Origin of the sequence: Pseudoduganella sp. UC29_71 (assembly GCF_042693265.1) — a bacterium.
In the GTDB taxonomy this organism is placed as follows: domain Bacteria; phylum Pseudomonadota; class Gammaproteobacteria; order Burkholderiales; family Burkholderiaceae_D; genus Rugamonas.
This window is the reverse complement of sequence record NZ_CP170549.1, coordinates 4,221,043-4,238,134: the sequence shown is the minus strand read 5'-3', so window position 1 is coordinate 4,238,134 and position 17,092 is coordinate 4,221,043. Positions and strand designations below refer to the sequence as shown.

Here is a 17,092-nt window from a genome sequence, read left to right as displayed (position 1 = left end):
CACTGGAGATAGGTCGTGAAAATAATAACGCAGGCAAAAAAAAAGCACTGTACGTTAGAGCACATTTTGCAATTAGTTGATTCTGGAAAACTACATCTGGTTACAATTGTTTCAGTTGCAGCATTGCCGATTTACTACAATAAGCGCGCAGGACCTGTTCTACTCCCTGCTGCAGTTCCCCTGCTGCAGCATTCCGACCCGCCGCTGGCGGGTTTTTTTTCTTGACAGACTTAGAATGATCGTTCATTCTATAAAAAGAACAATGTCCGAGAAAGCCGAAGGCGAACAATGAAACCCATTTCCCTGATCCTCATTTCCGCAGCCGCGCTCAGCGCCGGCTGCCAACCCACCACTGCCGGAGCACCTGGCGCCGGCCATCCGGCGCAGGTGGCGGCCGTGGGCGTACACACCGTGGCCCCGCGCAGCCTGGCCATCACCACCGAGCTGCCGGGCCGCACCACGGCCTACCAGGTGGCCGAAGTGCGCCCGCAAGTGGGCGGCCTGGTGCAAAAGCGCCTGTTCGCCGAAGGTGCGGACGTGAAGGCCGGCGCCCAGCTGTACCAGATCGATCCGGCCACCTACCAGGCGGCCTACAATTCCGCCAAGGCCGCGCTGGCCAAGGCCAAGGCCAACCTGATGGCCGCCACGCCCAAAGTGGCGCGCTACAAGGACCTGGTGGCCATCGAAGGCGTGAGCCGCCAGGACTATGACGACGCCGTGGCTGCCGCCGAGCAGGCCAAGGCCGACGTGGAAGCCGCCACCGCCGCGCTGGACACGGCGCGCATCAACCTGGACTACACCAAGGTGGCCGCGCCGATCTCGGGCCGCATCAGCCGCTCCAATGTGACGCCGGGCGCGCTGGTGACCGCCGGCCAGGCCAATGCGCTGACCGTAGTGCAGCAGCTGGACCCGATCTACGTGGACGTGACCCAGTCCAGCACCGACATGCTGCGCCTGAAGCGCGAGCTGGAAAGCGGCAGCCTGAAGAAAAACGGCGGCCAGGCCAGGGTGACCTTGCTGCTGGCCGACGGCAGCAAGTATGCGCAGGAAGGCAAGCTGCAGTTCGCCGACGCCAGCGTCGATCCCGGCACCGGCAACGTGGTGCTGCGCGCGCTGTTCCCGAATCCCAAGCATGATCTGCTGCCCGGCATGTTCGTGCGCGCGGTGGTGGACAGCGGCGTGGACGAGCAGGCCATCCTGGTGCCGCAGCAGGGCGTCACCCGCAACGCGAAAGGCGAGGCCACCGCGCTGGTGCTGAACAAGGAAGGCAAGGTGGAGCAGCGCGTGCTGGCCACCGCCAATACCGTGGGCGACCAGTGGCTGGTGAAGTCCGGCCTGGCCGCCGGCGACCGCGTCATCATCGACGGCTTGCAGAAGGTGCGCCCCGGCGCGCCCGCCCAGGTGGCGCCGGCTGCCGACCGCACCGCCGCTGGCCCCGCCGCCACGCCCGGCGCCACGCCGGCTGCCACCGCCGCCGCCACCAAGCGCGCGGCGCAGTAAGGAAGGCAGACCATGGCACGTTTCTTTATTAATCGGCCGATCTTCGCCTGGGTGGTGGCCATCGTCATCATGCTGGGCGGCCTGATCGCCATCCTCGGCCTGCCGATCGCGCAATACCCGAGCATTGCGCCGCCCGCCATCACCATCAGCGGTTCCTACCCGGGCGCCTCGGCCAAGACGGTGGAAGACGCCGTTACCCAGGTCATTGAACAGAAGATGAAAGGCATCGACGGCTTGCGCTACATGAGCTCGAGCAGCGATTCCACCGGCGGCATCAGCATCACGCTGACCTTCAACAACGGCACCAATCCCGACATCGCGCAGGTTCAGGTGCAGAACAAGCTGCAGCTGGCCACGCCGCTGCTGCCGGCCGCCGTCACGCAGCAAGGCCTGGTGGTGTCCAAGTCCACCAAGAACTTCCTCATGGTGCTGGGCTTCGTGTCCGAAAACGGCAGCATGAAGCAGGCCGACCTGGGCGACTACGTGGCCGCCAACGTCATCGATCCGCTCAGCCGCGTGGAAGGCGTGGGCGACGTGACGCTGTTCGGCTCGCAGTACGCCATGCGCATCTGGCTAGATCCGACCAAGCTGCAAAGCTATCAGCTGACTCCGGCCGACATCACCACCGCCATCACCGCGCAGAACACCGAAGTGTCGGCCGGTGAGCTGGGGCGGCGCGCCCGCCATGCCGGGCCAGCAGCTGAACGCCACCGTGTCCGCGCAGAGCCGCCTGCAGACCGCCGAGCAGTTCGGCGCCATCCTGCTCAAGACCACCGCCAGCGGCGCCACCGTGCACCTGCGCGACGTGGCCCGCATGGAGCTGGGCAGCGAGAACTACAACACCGTGGCGCGCTTCAACGGCAACGCCGCCACCGGCGTGGCCATCAAGCTGGCCACCGGCGCCAACGCGCTGGACACGGCCAAGGCAGTCAACGCCAAGATCGAGCAGCTGTCCAAGCAGTTCCCGGCCGGGATGAAGGCCGAAGTGGCCTTCGACACCACGCCCTTCGTCAAGCTCTCCATCGAGGAAGTGGTGAAGACGCTGGTGGAAGCGGTGGTGCTGGTGTTCCTGGTGATGTATCTGTTCCTGCAGAATTTCCGCGCCACCCTGATCCCGACCATGGCCGTGCCGGTGGTGCTGCTGGGGACCTTCGGCGTGCTGTCCGCGCTGGGCTACTCGATCAACACGCTGACCATGTTCGCCATGGTGCTGGCCATCGGCCTGCTGGTGGACGACGCCATCGTGGTGGTGGAAAACGTGGAGCGCGTCATGACGGAGGAGGGCTTGCCGCCCAAGGAAGCGACCACCAAGTCCATGAGCCAGATCACCGGCGCGCTGGTGGGCATCGCGCTGGTGCTGTCGGCCGTGTTCGTGCCGATGGCCTTCTTCGGCGGCTCCACCGGCGTGATCTACCGCCAGTTCGCCGTCACCATTGTGTCGGCCATGACCTTGTCCGTGCTGGTGGCCATGGTGTTCACGCCGGCGCTGTGCGCCACCCTGCTCAAGCCTGTCGCCAAGGGCCACCAGGCCGCCAGCACCGGCTTCTTCGGCTGGTTCAACCGCACCTTCGAGCGCGGCAGCAGCAAGTACGAAGGCTGGGTGGGCGGCATGCTCAAGCGCGGCAAGCGTTCCATGCTGCTGTACGGCGTACTGGTCGCCATCCTGGCCGTGGTGTTCATGCGCCTGCCGACCTCCTTCCTGCCGGAAGAAGACCAGGGCGTGCTGTTTGCGCAGATCCAGCTGCCTGCCGGCGCCACCCAGCAGCGCACGCTGCAAGTGATCGAGCAGGTGGAACAGCATTTCCTGACCAATGAAAAGCAGAATGTCGCTTCCATCTTCACCGTGGCCGGCTTCAGCTTCGGCGGCAACGGCCAGAACACCGGCATCGCTTTCGTGCGCCTGAAGGACTGGGCCGAGCGCCCCGGCGCGGCCGGCAACGTGAAAGCCGTGGTGGGCCGCGCCATGGGCAGCTTCTCGCAGATCCGCGATGCTTTCGTGTTCGCCTTCGCGCCGCCTGCGGTGCTGGAGCTGGGCAACGCCAGCGGCTTCGACCTGCAGCTGCAGGACCAGGCCGGCCTGGGACACGACGCGCTGATGGGCGCGCGCAACCAGCTGCTGGGCATGGCGTCCAAGAGCCCGCTGCTGGTCGGCGTGCGCCCCAACGGCCAGGACGATACGCCGCAGTACAAGATCACCGTGGACCAGCAAAAGGCCGCCGCGCTGGGCTTGTCCATCGCCGACGTGAACCGCGTGCTGAGCACGGGCTGGGGCTCGTCCTACGTGAACGACTTTGTCGACCGCGGCCGCGTGAAGAAGGTGTACCTGCAAGGCCAGCCGGATTCGCGTATGGCGCCGGAAGACCTGGGCAAATGGTTCGTCCGCAACAACCAGGGCGAGATGGTGCCGTTCTCCTCGTTCGCCAGCGGCCAGTGGATCTACGCTTCGCCGCGCCTGGAGCGCTTCAACGGCCTGTCGTCGGTGAACGTGCAGGGCATGCCGGCGCCGGGCGTCAGCTCGGGCGCCGCGATGGCCGAAATCGAAAAGCTGGCGGCCCAGCTGCCGCCGGGCATAGGCTTCGAGTGGAACGGCCTGTCGGTGGAAGAGCGCGACTCCGGTTCGCAGACCACCGTGCTGTACACGCTGTCGCTGCTGATGGTGTTCCTGTGCCTGGCCGCGCTGTATGAAAGCTGGTCGGTGCCGTTCTCGGTGCTGCTGGTGGTGCCGCTGGGCGTGATCGGCACGGTGCTGGCGACCTGGGGCTTCCACCTGGCGAACGACGTGTACTTCCAGGTCGGCCTGCTGACCGTGGTCGGCCTGGCGTCGAAGAATGCCATCCTGATCGTGGAATTCGCCAAGGAGCTGCAGGAGCAGGGCATGGAGCTGAAGGCGGCCACGCTGAAAGCGGTGCGCCTGCGCCTGCGGCCCATCCTGATGACTTCCATCGCCTTCGGCCTGGGCGTGCTGCCGCTGGCCATTGCGAGCGGCGCCGGTTCGGGCAGCCAGAACGCCATCGGCGTCGGCGTGCTGGGCGGCATGCTGACGGCCACTTTCCTCGGCATTTTCTTCGTGCCGGTATTTTTCGTGCTGGTGCGCGGCCTGTTCCAGAACCGGAAACCCGCCGCCGCTGCCAGCACCGCAGGAGCGCATTGAGATGCAAAAGACTTTATTTTCCCTGGCCGCTGCGGCGATGGCAGCTTCCGTGCTGAGCGCGTGCAGCCTGGCCCCGGTGTATGAACGTCCGGCCGCGCCGGTAACGGCAGGCTGGCCGCAAGGCGACGCCTACAAGCCGGCCCCGGTGGCGGCGGACGCCAAACCGGCTGCCGACATCGCCTGGCGCGACTACTTCGGCGACGAGCGCCTGCGCCAGGTGATTGCGCTGGCGCTGGCCAACAACCGCGACCTGCGCGTCTCGGCGCTCAATATCGAGAAGGCGCGCGCGCAGTACGGCATCCAGCGCGCCGCGCTGGTGCCCAGCGTGACCGCGTCCGGCGGCCAGAACGCCACCCGTACGGCGGACAAGATGAGCGCCGGCGGGCAGGGCGCGATCAACCGCCAGTACACGGCCAACCTGGGCGTGTCCTACGAGCTGGATTTCTTCGGCAAGGTGCGCAGCCTGTCCGAGGCCGCGCTGCAGCAATACCTCGGCACCGAGGAAGCGCGCCGCGCGCAGCAAATCAGCCTGGTGGCCGAAGTGGCCAGCACCTGGCTGGCCTTGCAGGCGGACCGCGAGCGCCTGCGCCTGGCGGCGGACACGCTGAAAAGCCAGCAGATCACCTATGAGCTGAGCAAGCGCCGCTTCGACGCGGGCGCCACCTCGGGCCTGGACATGTACGAAGCGCAGACCAGCGTGGAAGCGGCCCGCAACGATATGGCGGTCTACACCGCGCAGGTGGCGCAGGGCGAAAACGCGCTGGCGCTGGTGGTGGGCGCGTCCGTGCCGACCGAACTGCAACAGCAACAGGCGCCGCTGGCCAGCGTGGCGGCGATGGCCGAACTGCCGGCCGGCCTGCCGTCCGAAGTGCTGCAGCGCCGCCCGGACGTGCTGGGCGCGGAACGCACGCTGCAAGCGGCCAACGCCAATATCGGCGCGGCGCGCGCGGCCTTCTTCCCCAGCATTTCGCTGACCGGCACGGCCGGCAGCGCCAGCAGCAACCTGTCCGGCCTGTTCAAGGCCGGCTCGGGCACGTGGAGCTTCCTGCCGCAGATTAACCTGCCGATCTTCAACGGCGGCGCCAACGCGGCCAACCTGACAGTGGCCAAGGTGGAACGCGACATTGCCGTGGCGCGCTATGAGCAGGCCATCCAGTCGGCCTTCCGCGAAGTGGCGGATGCGCTGGCCCAGCGCGGCACGTTGGACGAGCGGCTGGCTTCCCAGGTGGCGCTGGCGGATGCGTCGCAGAAGAGCTTCCGCATCCACGAGGCACGCTATCAGAAGGGTTCGGAGTCTTACCTGAACGCGCTGGTATCGCAGCGCGCGCTGTACGCCGCGCAGCAAAGCCTGATCTCGGCCCGCCTGGCGCGCGCAGACAACCAGGTGACGCTGTACAAGGTGCTTGGCGGCGGCTACCAGTAAGCGGGATGGGGCAGGGCGGCCGCTAGCTCGGGCGCCATTCCATGGCGGCGTACAAGCCGTCCAGGCCCTGCATGATGAAGTCGCAGCGCTGGCACAGGCGCTGCGCCGGATTGCCCAGCAAGACGTTGAGCCGCACCGGCAGATGCAGGCGCTGGCCGTGCGCCTGCAAGCCGCGCAGCAGGCCGCGTCCGATGCCGCGTCCCCGGTACTCGGGCAGCAGCGTGATGTCGATCAGCCGCACCTCGTTGTCGGAATACTGCACGTACAGGCGGCCGATGGGGCGCTCGCGCTCGAAGATGATGGTGGCCTCGGCGTCCGGGTACTGCAGCTGGAAGTCGGTCTGCTGCGCCTTGAATTGGACGGTTTGCAACATCGCCTCGGTGGCTGCGTCGCAGCCGTGCAGGCGGAATTCCGTGCCGCGCGTGCTGGTGTAGAGGCGCTGCAGGAAGGCCTGGTCGGCCTCGGTGGCCGGGCGTAGTTCTATCGATGGCGCGGTCTTGTAGGTCATCTGGACGACACCCTGGGCTGGTTTGTGTTGTCTTTATGGTATCACTAATCCGGCCCGCTGTTCCACGCCAAATTGACAAAATGCGCGCCGTTGGCCACAGTACCGCATCGAACACGAGGAATCCTGCATGAGCACCACCGAAAAACGCCATATCGACCCGGAGCGCGCCCTGGTGCGCCGCAAGCAGGTGCTGGACGCCGCGGCGGCCTGCTTCGGGCGCAGCGGCTTCCACGGCGCCAGCATGGCCGAGATTTCCAAGGCGGCAGGCATGAGCGCCGGCCATATCTACAACTACTTCGACAGCAAGGACGCCATCATCGCCGCCTTCGTTGAGCAGAACGTGGAACGGGTGTCGCAGCTGATGCGCGACCTGGAGCAGCAGGCCGATCCGCTGCAGTCGATGGTGGACGACGCGCCGCGCCATGTGCGCGAGCACCTGGACCCGAACACCTGGCCGCTGGCGCTGGAGATCTCGGCCGAGTCGGCGCGCAATCCCAAGATCGCCGAAGTGGTGCACGACGCCGACCTGCGCGCGCGGCTGCAGTTCCGCGCTATCCTCAAGGCTGCCCGCGAGCGGCACGGCCTGGCCAGCGACGACGACACCATGGACGGCCTGGTGGAAGCCATGATCTGCCTGTTCCAGGGACTGGACGTGCGCGTGGTGCACAATCCCAAGCTGAATGAAGCGGCGCTGGCGCGCCATATGGGCATTGCCATGAAGGCGATGCTGTTCTCATGAAGGATACGATGACCTCACCTTACATCTTCCCCGCGCACGACATCGTGGGCCTGCCGGTGGCAGGCACGGACGCGCGGTTCCCGGTCCGCCGCATCTACTGCGTCGGCCGCAACTACGCCGGCCACGCCCGCGAAATGGGTTCCGACCCGACCCGCGAACCGCCGTTCTTCTTCTGCAAGCCGGGCGACGCCATGGCCGTACTCCCGGTGGCGCCGCAGGGCGTGGCCGAGCTGCCGTATCCGCCCAAGACCAGCAACTACCACTACGAGTGCGAGCTGGTGGTTGCCATCGGCAAGGGCGGCAGCGACATCGCCGTGGCGGACGCGCTGCAGCACGTGTTCGGCTACGCGGTCGGCCTGGACATGACCCGGCGCGACCTGCAGGGCCAGATGAAGGACGCCGGGCGTCCATGGGAAATCGGCAAGGCCTTCGACTACTCGGCCCCCATCGGCGTGATCACACGCGCGGCGGAGGCGGGCGGCATCGAACAGGCGGCCATCACGCTGGAAGTGGACGGCGCGGTGAAGCAGTCCAGCCACATCACGCACTTGATCTGGTCGATCAGCGAAACCATCGCCAACCTGTCCACGCTGTTCACCCTGCAGCCGGGCGACCTGATTTTCAGCGGCACGCCCGAAGGCGTAGGCGCGGTGACGCGCGGCCAGACCATGGTGGCGCGCATCGAAGGCCTGGCGCCTCTCGCGCTGAAAGTCGTCTAAAAGTCGTCTAACGCTGCTCCATGGCGGCGGCGATGGCCTGCAGGCCGTCGAGCGCCCCCATGGCGATGCCCACGTCGCGCGCGCCGGGCACCTGCGGCTCGCGCGGATTGATGCGCACCAGCCGCCCGCCATGGCGCTGCACGATGCTGTGGCTGAAGTGGCGCACCGACGGAATCGCCGTGCCCGCGCCCAGTTCCACCACCACCGGCCGCCGCACCCGCGCCAGCCAAGCCTGCATGCGCGCCTCCTGCGCCGCCGCGCGGCGCTCCAGCCACTCGCCGTCGCCGAACATCAGGATATTCGGCCGCGCCAGCCCGCCGCAATGGGGGCAGGCGGGCGGCGCATTGCGCAGGCGGCAGGCGTCCGCGTCCACATCCGGCACGAAGCCGTCCGCACGCCAGATATCTGTGCCGCAGGGGCGCATGCACTGCAGGTGGTGGATGGAGCCATGGCACTCCAGCACCCGCTGCGGATCGAAGCCCGCCAGCTGGAACTGCCCGTCCACGTTGCTGGTGAACACGCTGGCGCCATGCTCCGTGCGCTCGCCCCAGGCGCGCAGCAGCGCAAAGCCCGGATGCGGAACGGTGGCGCGGTACAGCGCCAGCCGATGGCCGTAAAAGCCCCAGGCCAGCGCGGAATCGTCCCGGAACGCATGCGGCGACGCAATACTGCTGAAATCCAGCCGCGCGCGGCCCAGGGCGGGGTAGGCCTTCCAGAAACCCTCGTTGCCGCGAAAGTCAGGTAAACCCGAATCCACGCCCATGCCGGCGCCGGCCGCCACGATGAGCGCATCGGCCTGGGCAATCAGCTCGGCAGCACTGTTGATGGAATTAATCATAAGTTAAGCATAAAGCACTCTTACCAAAATCCCAAACCTGCTGCTATAATGTTTGGGTCCAGTCGGGGCGTAGCGCAGCCTGGTAGCGTACTTGCATGGGGTGCAAGGGGTCGGAAGTTCGAATCTTCTCGCCCCGACCAGACAACAAATACATGAAAAAAGCCAATCTTCGGATTGGCTTTTTTTATTCTGGTTCGTGTCAGGCCCGGCAGACAGCAGCGATGCGCTCGTTTTCGCTCCGGCATGGCCTATCCCGGCAGGATGGCCCGGTTTAGCCGGAGCGGTCTTGCGCTGGCGCACAGGCGCGCCGCGCGGAACTTAGGTGTCGGTACTGAATTTGGGCGGCGGCGCCGATCGTCGCGCCACCAGGCTGACCAGGCCGACGCCAATCAGCACCATGAGGTAGATCGGCGGTTCCGGGATGGGGCTCACGGCGGGGGGCTGCGCTTGCGCCGCGCTGGCGGCCGGGGCTGCGTTGGCCAGGCTGATCAGGTTCGCTTCGTTGAGATAGTTGGCTTCGCCGGGCAGCGGCGGCAGCATGGCCCTGTTGGTGGCCTGGTACAAAATGTCCGCAGCGTGCGCGGTGCCGGTAGCGGCCCCTGCCAGCAGAAGTGCGAACAGGGTTTTCTTCAATACAGTATGCATGGTGACTCCCAAAGCGATTGCGTGTCTGACTTCACATTAGCACGAAATCCTCCGGGATGTCGCTTGATTAATAATTGCAAATTTACAATGTTTCTGCTGCGATGCAAACGTTGCGAAATCAGCTGCGGCGGCGCTGTTCCGGGTAGGCAAGAACGCGCGTGATCACGCCGGCCGGCACGGCCTTGTGCAGCATGTAAGCCCAGGCGTTGGCAGCCCCTTTGCGGCTGTCGATGGTCAAGCCCTCGTCCACGTGGCGCGCGAGAATCTGGTTGCTGCGCTGCGGCTGTTGTACGTGCATGATGTCTCCTTTTTTGTGCAGTGCAATGATATCAATAACGCACCCGGACCAGCGTTCCGTTGACATTGGGTACAATCAGCTTATACCCCATCACGCGGAGAGCAAGTGGAACCGAACGCAGCGGCTATGCCGGGACAAGTGGTACTCGTATTGCAGGGCGGCGGCGCGCTGGGCGCCTACCAGCTCGGCGTGTACCAGGCCATGAACGAAGCGGGCATCGAGCCGGACTGGGTGATCGGCACCTCCATCGGCGCGCTCAACGGCGCCATCATCGCCGGCAATCCGCCGGCGCGCCGCGTGGAGCGGCTGCGCCAGTTCTGGACCATGATGGAGCAGCACTCCGCCCTATATCCCGGCATGCCGCGCGAGTTCGCCAACGCGCTCACCATGTCGCAGGGCATCCCGGCCTTCTTCGCGCTGAACCCGGCGACCTGGTGGAATCCGAACGCCAAGGTGGGCGTGGAAAACGCGTCCTTCTACCGCACCGGCCCGCTGCACAAGACGCTCGGCATGCTGGTCGATTTCGACTATCTGAACAGCAACGGCACCCGCTTCACCGTGGGCGCGGTCAATGCCCGCAACGGCGAGATGCGCTACTTCGACAGCAAGAAGGAAGCGCTGTGCGTGGAGCATGTGATGGCCTCCGGCGCGATTCCGCCCGCGTTTCCCGCCGTGCGCATCGACGGCGAGCCATATTGGGACGGCGGTATCTATTCGAACACGCCGATCGAAGCGGTGCTGGACGACGAGCCGCGCCGCGATTCGGTCATCTTCTCGGTGCAGGTGTGGAACCCGGACGGCAAGGAGCCGCAAAGCGTGCTCGATGTGCTGGAGAAGCACAAGGAAATCCAGTACGCCAGCAAGGTGGCCAACATCGAGCAGCAGCGCCGCATGCACCGGCTGCGGCACGTGATCCGCCAGCTCACCATGCAGTTGCCGGCCGACGTGCGGCGCGCGCCGGAAGTGCGCGAGCTGGCCAGCTGGGGCTGCGGCAGCCGCATGCACATCGTGATGCTGAAGGCGCCGCGCCTGGACAGCGAGGACCATACCAAGGACATCGACTTCACCGCCGGCGGCATCCACCACCGCTGGAAGGCCGGCTACGAGGACACCCGCCGCGCGCTGGCGGCCCGGCCCTGGGACAGCGTGGTCGATCCTATCGAAGGCGTGGCGATCCACGAGGACTTTTAAGGCCCAGCACCTCGCGGCACACTTCCAGCCACGCGCGCGCCGCGTGCGACTGGTAGCGTCCGTTCCACACGTGCGCCACCTGCCACTCCAGCGCCGGCTCCACGATGCGCACCGCGTGCAGGCGCTCGTCGGCCAGCCGGTGCACGAAGAGTTCCGGCACCAGCGCCACGCCGATGCCGACCGACGCCATTTCCACCAGCCAGTCCCACTGCCCGCTTTGCGCGGCGATGGCCGGTTCGATGCCCGCGCCGGCGAAGGCCTTGCGTATGCTGCGCGTGAGCGCGAAGTCGTCCTTCAGCAGCACCAACGGCAGCGTGGCCAGTTCCTTCAGCCGCAGCGTGCGGCGCGTGCGCTGGAAGGTGCCCGCTGCGGCCAGCGCATATAGCGGATAGTTGGCGATGCGCTCGGTCTGCAAGGCCAGCGCCGGATCGGCCGGCAGCACCGTCATGCCCAGTTCCAGTTCGCCCGCCGCCACCTGGCGTTCTATGGTCTGGCCGGTGTCCTCGCTGAGCGCCAGCGCGATGCCGGGATGGCGCTCGCGGAAGGCTTTCAGCACCGGCGTGAACAGCATGTTGATCATCGGCGGGATGCCGATTGCCAGCGTGCCGCGCTGGCGCGCCTGCGTGTCGCGCACTTCCAGCTGCAGCTGGCGCAAGGTGGCCAGCATTTCCTCGCCGCGCGCATAGACCACGGCGCCGGTGTCGGTCAGCGTCAGCCTGCGGCCGTCGCGCACCAGTAGCGGCGCCCCCACTTCGTCTTCCAGCTGGCGCACCATCTTGCTGATGGTGGACTGCGTCACGTGCAGCGCTTCGGCCGCTTGCGTGAAGCTGCTCAGGCGGGCGGTTTCGATGAAGTAGCGCAGCGAGCGGATATCCATGAGTTTTTCGACTGAAGTTGAGGAATTTAAGTCATGCAATGCATGAATACCCGATTCTATACTGGTCCCCATCAAAACCATAAATGACCTGGAGCACATCATGCATGAGGACCGAATTCGCCTGCCGGCGCTGATGGACAAGGTAATGACCGCGGCGCAGGCCGCGCAGCTGTTCCGCAACGGGATGACGGTCGGCATGAGCGGCTTCACCCGCGCCGGCGACGCCAAGGCGCTGCCGCTGGCGCTGGTGGAACGGGCTCGCAGCGAGCCGCTGGCGCTGACGCTGATCACCGGCGCCTCGCTGGGCAGCGACAGCGACGGGCTGATGGCCAACGCCGGCGTGGTCGCGCGCCGCCTGCCGTTCCAGTCCGACGCCGCGCTGCGCCGCAAGATCAACAGCGGCGAGGTGATGTTCATCGACCAGCACCTGTCCGAGACCGCCGAGCAGCTGCGCGGCGGCAGCCTGAAGCCGGTGGACATCGCGGTCATTGAAGCGGTGGCCATCAATGCCGATGGCGGCATCGTGCCCACCATGTCGGTCGGGAACTCGGCCAGCTTCGCCCAGCAGGCTGCGCAGGTCATCGTTGAAATCAACCTGAGCGCGCCGCTGGCGCTGGAGGGCCTGCACGACATCTACCTGCCCGCGCAGCGCCCCGAACGGCAGCCGATACCGCTCACGCGCACCGGCCAGCGCATCGGCAGCGGCGCCATCCACATCGACCCGGCGCGCATCGCCGCCATCGTCATCACCGATAGTCCGGACAGCCCGTCCAATGTGCTTCCACCGGACGCCGAAACGCAGGCCATCGCCGGCCACATAGTCGCCTTCCTGGAGGCCGAGGTGGCGGCGGGGCGCATGGGGCCGGAACTGCTGCCGCTGCAGGCGGGCATCGGCACCATCGCCAACGCCGTGCTGCATGGCCTCACCGGTTCGTCCTTCCGCAACCTGACCATGTACTCGGAGGTGCTGCAGGATAGCGCCATCGCGCTGCTCGATTCGGGCCAGCTGGCGATGGCCTCGGCCTCGTCGATCACGTTGTCCGCCGCCATGCACGAGCGCTTTCTGCGCGACATCGCGCGCTACCGCGACCGCATCGTGCTGCGCCCGCAGGAGATCAGCAACCATCCGGAGCTGGTCAAGCGCCTGGGCGTGATCGCGCTGAACACCGCGCTAGAGTTCGACATCTACGGCAACGTGAACTCCACCCACGTCGGCGGCACCCACATGATGAACGGCATCGGCGGCTCGGGCGACTTCGCGCGCAACGGCCAGCTGTCCTTCTTCGTCAGCAAATCCGTGGCCAAGGACGGCGCCATCTCCAGCGTGGTACCGATGACGCCGCACGTCGACCACACCGAGCATGACGTGGACGTGCTGGTCACCGAATGGGGCCTGGCCGACCTGCGCGGCCTGGCGCCGCGCGAGCGCGCGCCCCTCATCATCGAGCGCTGCGCCCACCCTGACTATCGCCCGCAGCTGCGCGCCTACCTGGCCGAAGCGCTGCCGCGCGGCGGCCAGACGCCGCACGTGCTTGAGAAGGCGTACAGCTGGCACGCGCGCTACCGCGAGCGGGGTACGATGATTGATTATTGAAAACTATCGAATCGATAAAATCAATTACCTTTGTAAATATCGCTGGCTTCTCTAGAATGAATTCACACCGAACAACATTCTTGAGGAGCAAGCAATGAGCCAGCAGCCACCAATTACCACCGCGTCCGGCATCCCTGTCGCGGATAACCAGAATTCCATCACCGCCGGCCCGCGCGGCCCGGTGCTGCTGCAGGACTTCCACCTGATCGAGAAACTTCAGCACTTCAACCGCGAGCGCATTCCGGAGCGCGTGGTGCACGCCAAGGGCTCGGGCGCCTACGGCACTTTCACCGTCACGCACGACATCACCCGCTACACCAAGGCCAAACTGTTTTCGGCCGTCGGCAAGCAGACGGAGACCTTTGTGCGCTTCTCCACCGTGGGCGGCGAGAAGGGCAGCGCCGACACCGAGCGCGATCCGCGCGGCTTCGCAGTGCGCTTCTACACCGAAGAAGGCAACTGGGACCTGGTCGGCAACAACACGCCCATGTTCTTCATCAAGGACGGCATCAAGTTCCCGGACTTCATCCACACCCAGAAGCGCGACCCGCAGACCAACCTGAAGTCGCCCACCATGATGTTCGACTTCTGGAGCAAGGCGCCGGAAAGCCTGCACCAGGTCACCATGCTGTTCTCGGACCGCGGCACGCCGGACGGCTACCGCCACATGGACGGCTTCGGCAGCCACACCTACAGCCTGATCAACGAAGCGGGCGAGCGCGTGTACGTGAAGTGGCACTTCAAGACCCGCCAGGGCATCAGGAACCTGAGCGCGGCCGACGCCACCCGCATCGCCGGCGAAGACCCGGACTACGCGCAGCGCGACCTGTTCGGCGCCATCGCCGCCGGCGACTTCCCGCAATGGGACGTGAAGATCCAGATCGCCACCGACGCCGAACTGGCCGCTTGGGGCGAGCGCACCGGCTGGAACCCGTTCGACCTGACCAAGGTATGGCCGCACGGCGACTTCCCGCTGCAGCCGGTGGGCGTGTTCGAATTGAACCGCAACCCGGTCAATTACCACGCCGAAGTGGAGCAGGCCGCGCTGTCGCCGTCGAACGCGGTGCCGGGCATGGGCTATTCGCCGGACAAGATGCTGCAGGCGCGCCTGTTTGCCTATCACGACGCGCAGCTGTACCGGGTCGGCACCGACCACCAGCACCTGCCGGTGAACGCGCCGCGCTGCCCCTTCCACAACCAGCAGCGCGACGGCGCCATGGCCATCAGCAACGGTGGCGCGGCGCAGAATTACGCGGCGGTGGAGGCGGGCGGCATCCATGGCAAGGGCATGGGCCACGGCGAGCCGGAGCTGGCGCTGCAAGGCGCGGCGGCACGCTACGACGGGCGAGGGCACGAGGATGACTACACCCAGGCCGGCAACCTGTTCCGCCTGATGCCGGTGCAGGAGCAGCAAAACCTGTTCGACAACCTGGCCGGCCCCATGAGCCAGGTGAGCGACGAGATCATCCAGCGCCAGCTGGGGCATTTCGACAAGGCCGATCCGGCCTACGGCGCCGGCGTCCGCGCGGCCCTGAAGGCGCGCGGCCGCAACGTGGATTGAGGCTGGCATGGCCGGCATGGCGGGTAACGCCTCCGGCCGTCGTGGTGCGTAGGGCGGGTTAGGCACGTAACCCGCCATGCTCGGCCGCAGCATCATTTAAAATAGCGGTCTTGGATCTATCAACACGGGACCGCCATGACCATCAAAATCAGCCAGAACTTCGACTCCGGCGCCATCGACGTGGTGCGCGCAGACAGCGCCGCCACCATTGAACTGAAGCTGCGCGACGACAACGCCGCCGATATCCGCCAGTGGTTCCACTTCCGCCTGCAGGGCGCGCGCGGCCAGGCCGTGACCATGCGCTTCCTGAACGCCGGCCAGGCCACCTACGCCAAGGGCTACGAGGGCTACAACGCCGTGGCCAGCTACGACAGCGAAAACTGGTTCCGCGTGCCGACTTCCTTCGACGGCGAAGTGATGACCATCAAGCACACGCCGGACCTGGACAGCGTCTACTACGCCTACTTCGAGCCGTATTCGTGGGAACGCCACCTGCGCCTGCTGGGCGAAGTGGCCGAGAATCCGGGCGCGCGCGTGCTGGACCTGGGCTCTACGGTGGACGGCCGCGACATGAACCTGGTCGTCATCGGCGAGCCGGAAGCGGAAAAGAAAATCTGGGTCATCGCGCGCCAGCACCCGGGCGAATCGATGGCTGAATGGTTCGTCGAAGGCCTGGTCGATGCGCTGCTGGACGACGCCAACCCGATCGCGCGCAAGCTGCTGCAGCGCTGCTGCTTCTACATCGTGCCGAATATGAACCCGGACGGCTCGGTGCGCGGCAACCTGCGCACCAACGCGGCCGGCGCCAACCTGAACCGCGAGTGGATGACGCCGACGCTGGAGCGCTCGCCCGAAGTGCTGTGCGTGAAGAACAAGATCCACGAAACCGGCGTCGACATGTTCTTCGACATCCACGGCGACGAGGCGCTGCCGTACAACTTCGTGGCCGGCAACGAGATGCTGGAAAACTTCACGCCCGGGCAGGCCGCCGCGCAGAAGGCCTTCATCGAGCGCTACAAGAACGCCAGCCCGGACTTCCAGGACACCGTCGGCTACGCCGCCAGCAAGTACAAGGAAGACATGCTCACGCTGGCCTCCAAGTACATCGGCCATCACTTCAAGTGCCTGGCGCTGACCCTGGAAATGCCGTTCAAGGACAACGCCGACCTGCCGGACGCGCACGTGGGCTGGAACGGCGCCCGCAGCGCCGCGCTGGGCCGCGCCATCCTGCAGCCCATCCTGCTGTCGCTGGACGACTGATCATGGGCGTCGAGATCGAACGCAAGTTCCTGGTCACGAACGACGCCTGGATGCGGCAGGGCGAACCCGTGCTGCTGCGCCAGGGCTATCTGTCCTCGCACGCGCAGCGCGTGGTGCGCGTGCGCATCGAGGGCGAGCGCGCGGTGCTCACCATCAAGGGCAAGAACGTGGGCGCCAGCCGGGGCGAGTGGGAGTACGAGATCCCGATGGCGGACGCGCAAGAGTTCCTTGAAAAGCTGTGTGAGCAGCCCATCATCGAGAAATACCGCCGCCGCATACCCTACGCGGGCTTCGTGTGGGAAGTGGACGAGTTCCTCGGCGTGAACGCCGGGCTGGTGGTGGCCGAGATCGAGCTGCCGTCCGAAAACCAGCCCTTCGACAAGCCGGACTGGGCCGGAGAAGAAGTCACGCATGATATGCGCTACCTCAACTCCAACCTGATCAAGCACCCGTACTCCGCTTGGTAAACGCCGTCTTCCATCCTAGACTGACAGGATGGAAGACGACTGGAAAATCTTCGCGGCCCGCATGGAGGCCATCCTGCCAACCTTGGCCACCAAGGCCGACGTGGAGGCTTTGCGGGCCTATATCGAATCCATCCGGGCCGACATTGCGCGCTGGACGGTGGCCACGGTGATCGGCTTGTTCATCGGCTTCGGCGGCCTGTTCATGGCCATGAGCAACGCGCTCAAACCCGTGGCTGCACCGCCGCCGGCGCAGCCCATCGTCATCTACACGCCAGCCCCGCCGCCTCCGCCTCAGCCGCAAAAATAAAGCCCTCTTGCGAG

The 17,092-nt window shown here is 66.0% G+C and carries 16 protein-coding genes, 1 tRNA gene and 1 pseudogene; 13 read left to right on the top strand and 5 right to left on the bottom strand.

The features are described 5' to 3' along the window. The first annotated feature begins 15 nt into the window (after positions 1 to 15). The 4 genes and pseudogenes from ACFJI2_RS18780 (at position 16) to ACFJI2_RS18765 (ending at position 6,074) form a co-directional block, all read left to right on the top strand. Positions 16 to 225, top strand: coding sequence for a hypothetical protein (locus ACFJI2_RS18780; protein WP_377701376.1), 210 nt, complete (start codon positions 16 to 18; stop codon positions 223 to 225). 63 nt (positions 226 to 288) lie between these two features. Continuing rightward, on the top strand, positions 289 to 1,500 hold the full coding sequence (locus ACFJI2_RS18775) for an efflux RND transporter periplasmic adaptor subunit (RefSeq protein WP_377701375.1): 1,212 nt from the start codon (positions 289 to 291) through the stop codon (positions 1,498 to 1,500). A gap of 12 nt (positions 1,501 to 1,512) precedes the next feature. After that, a pseudogene (locus tag ACFJI2_RS18770) lies at positions 1,513 to 4,651 on the top strand (efflux RND transporter permease subunit). Position 4,652: 1 nt separating this feature from the next. Next, on the top strand, positions 4,653 to 6,074 hold the full coding sequence (locus ACFJI2_RS18765) for an efflux transporter outer membrane subunit (RefSeq protein ID WP_377701374.1): 1,422 nt from the start codon (positions 4,653 to 4,655) through the stop codon (positions 6,072 to 6,074). A 22-nt stretch (positions 6,075 to 6,096) separates the two neighbouring features. On the opposite strand, the gene ACFJI2_RS18760 is transcribed toward ACFJI2_RS18765, so the two are convergent. Next, on the bottom strand, positions 6,097 to 6,582 hold the full coding sequence (locus ACFJI2_RS18760) for a GNAT family N-acetyltransferase (protein ID WP_107877409.1): 486 nt from the start codon (positions 6,580 to 6,582) through the stop codon (positions 6,097 to 6,099). Between the two features lie 127 nt (positions 6,583 to 6,709). On the opposite strand from ACFJI2_RS18760, the gene ACFJI2_RS18755 reads away from it, so the two are divergent. Both ACFJI2_RS18755 and ACFJI2_RS18750 read left to right on the top strand, forming a co-directional pair. Next, positions 6,710 to 7,321 (top strand): TetR/AcrR family transcriptional regulator, encoded by a 612-nt coding sequence (locus ACFJI2_RS18755; protein WP_107877407.1) that lies wholly within the window; start codon positions 6,710 to 6,712, stop codon positions 7,319 to 7,321. A gap of 8 nt (positions 7,322 to 7,329) precedes the next feature. Then, positions 7,330 to 8,040, top strand: a complete 711-nt coding sequence (locus ACFJI2_RS18750) for a fumarylacetoacetate hydrolase family protein (protein ID WP_377701373.1) — start codon at positions 7,330 to 7,332, stop codon at positions 8,038 to 8,040. A gap of 7 nt (positions 8,041 to 8,047) precedes the next feature. Here the strand turns inward: ACFJI2_RS18750 and ACFJI2_RS18745 are convergent, their stop codons facing one another. Continuing rightward, positions 8,048 to 8,878, bottom strand: coding sequence for an NAD-dependent deacetylase (locus ACFJI2_RS18745; RefSeq protein ID WP_377701372.1), 831 nt, complete (start codon positions 8,876 to 8,878; stop codon positions 8,048 to 8,050). Positions 8,879 to 8,941: 63 nt separating this feature from the next. On the opposite strand from ACFJI2_RS18745, the gene ACFJI2_RS18740 reads away from it, so the two are divergent. Continuing rightward, positions 8,942 to 9,018: transfer RNA gene (locus tag ACFJI2_RS18740), tRNA-Pro, on the top strand. A 178-nt stretch (positions 9,019 to 9,196) separates the two neighbouring features. Here the strand turns inward: ACFJI2_RS18740 and ACFJI2_RS18735 are convergent. Continuing rightward, positions 9,197 to 9,523 carry a PEP-CTERM sorting domain-containing protein gene (locus ACFJI2_RS18735; protein WP_377701371.1) on the bottom strand — a complete coding sequence of 109 codons (327 nt, stop codon included), beginning with the start codon at positions 9,521 to 9,523 and terminating at the stop codon, positions 9,197 to 9,199. A gap of 118 nt (positions 9,524 to 9,641) precedes the next feature. Continuing rightward, a complete protein-coding gene (locus tag ACFJI2_RS18730) occupies positions 9,642 to 9,821 on the bottom strand; it encodes a hypothetical protein (RefSeq protein WP_377701370.1) in 180 nt (59 codons plus the stop codon). Positions 9,822 to 9,947: 126 nt separating this feature from the next. On the opposite strand from ACFJI2_RS18730, the gene ACFJI2_RS18725 reads away from it, so the two are divergent. Further along, the gene (locus tag ACFJI2_RS18725; protein ID WP_377705868.1) at positions 9,948 to 11,012 is read left to right on the top strand and encodes a patatin-like phospholipase family protein; all 1,065 of its coding nucleotides are present in this window, start codon (positions 9,948 to 9,950) and stop codon (positions 11,010 to 11,012) included. Here ACFJI2_RS18725 and ACFJI2_RS18720 read toward each other — a convergent pair. Beyond that, positions 10,978 to 11,889: a LysR substrate-binding domain-containing protein gene (locus tag ACFJI2_RS18720; RefSeq protein ID WP_377701369.1), complete on the bottom strand. Its 912-nt coding sequence runs from the start codon at positions 11,887 to 11,889 to the stop codon at positions 10,978 to 10,980. The two genes, ACFJI2_RS18725 and ACFJI2_RS18720, sit on opposite strands and share 35 nt — an antisense overlap. A 100-nt stretch (positions 11,890 to 11,989) precedes the next feature. On the opposite strand from ACFJI2_RS18720, the gene ACFJI2_RS18715 reads away from it, so the two are divergent. The 5 genes from ACFJI2_RS18715 (at position 11,990) to ACFJI2_RS18695 (ending at position 17,078) form a co-directional block, all read left to right on the top strand. Next, positions 11,990 to 13,483 (top strand): acetyl-CoA hydrolase/transferase family protein, encoded by a 1,494-nt coding sequence (locus tag ACFJI2_RS18715; protein ID WP_377701368.1) that lies wholly within the window; start codon positions 11,990 to 11,992, stop codon positions 13,481 to 13,483. A gap of 94 nt (positions 13,484 to 13,577) precedes the next feature. Then, entirely contained in the window at positions 13,578 to 15,044 is a 1,467-nt protein-coding gene (locus ACFJI2_RS18710; RefSeq protein WP_377701367.1) for a catalase, read from the top strand. Positions 15,045 to 15,179: 135 nt separating this feature from the next. Further along, positions 15,180 to 16,304: a M14-type cytosolic carboxypeptidase gene (locus ACFJI2_RS18705; protein WP_377701366.1), complete on the top strand. Its 1,125-nt coding sequence runs from the start codon at positions 15,180 to 15,182 to the stop codon at positions 16,302 to 16,304. Between the two features lie 2 nt (positions 16,305 to 16,306). Then, positions 16,307 to 16,771: a CYTH domain-containing protein gene (locus tag ACFJI2_RS18700; RefSeq protein WP_377701365.1), complete on the top strand. Its 465-nt coding sequence runs from the start codon at positions 16,307 to 16,309 to the stop codon at positions 16,769 to 16,771. 28 nt (positions 16,772 to 16,799) lie between these two features. After that, positions 16,800 to 17,078 (top strand): hypothetical protein, encoded by a 279-nt coding sequence (locus tag ACFJI2_RS18695; RefSeq protein ID WP_377701364.1) that lies wholly within the window; start codon positions 16,800 to 16,802, stop codon positions 17,076 to 17,078. Positions 17,079 to 17,092 lie beyond the last annotated feature (14 nt).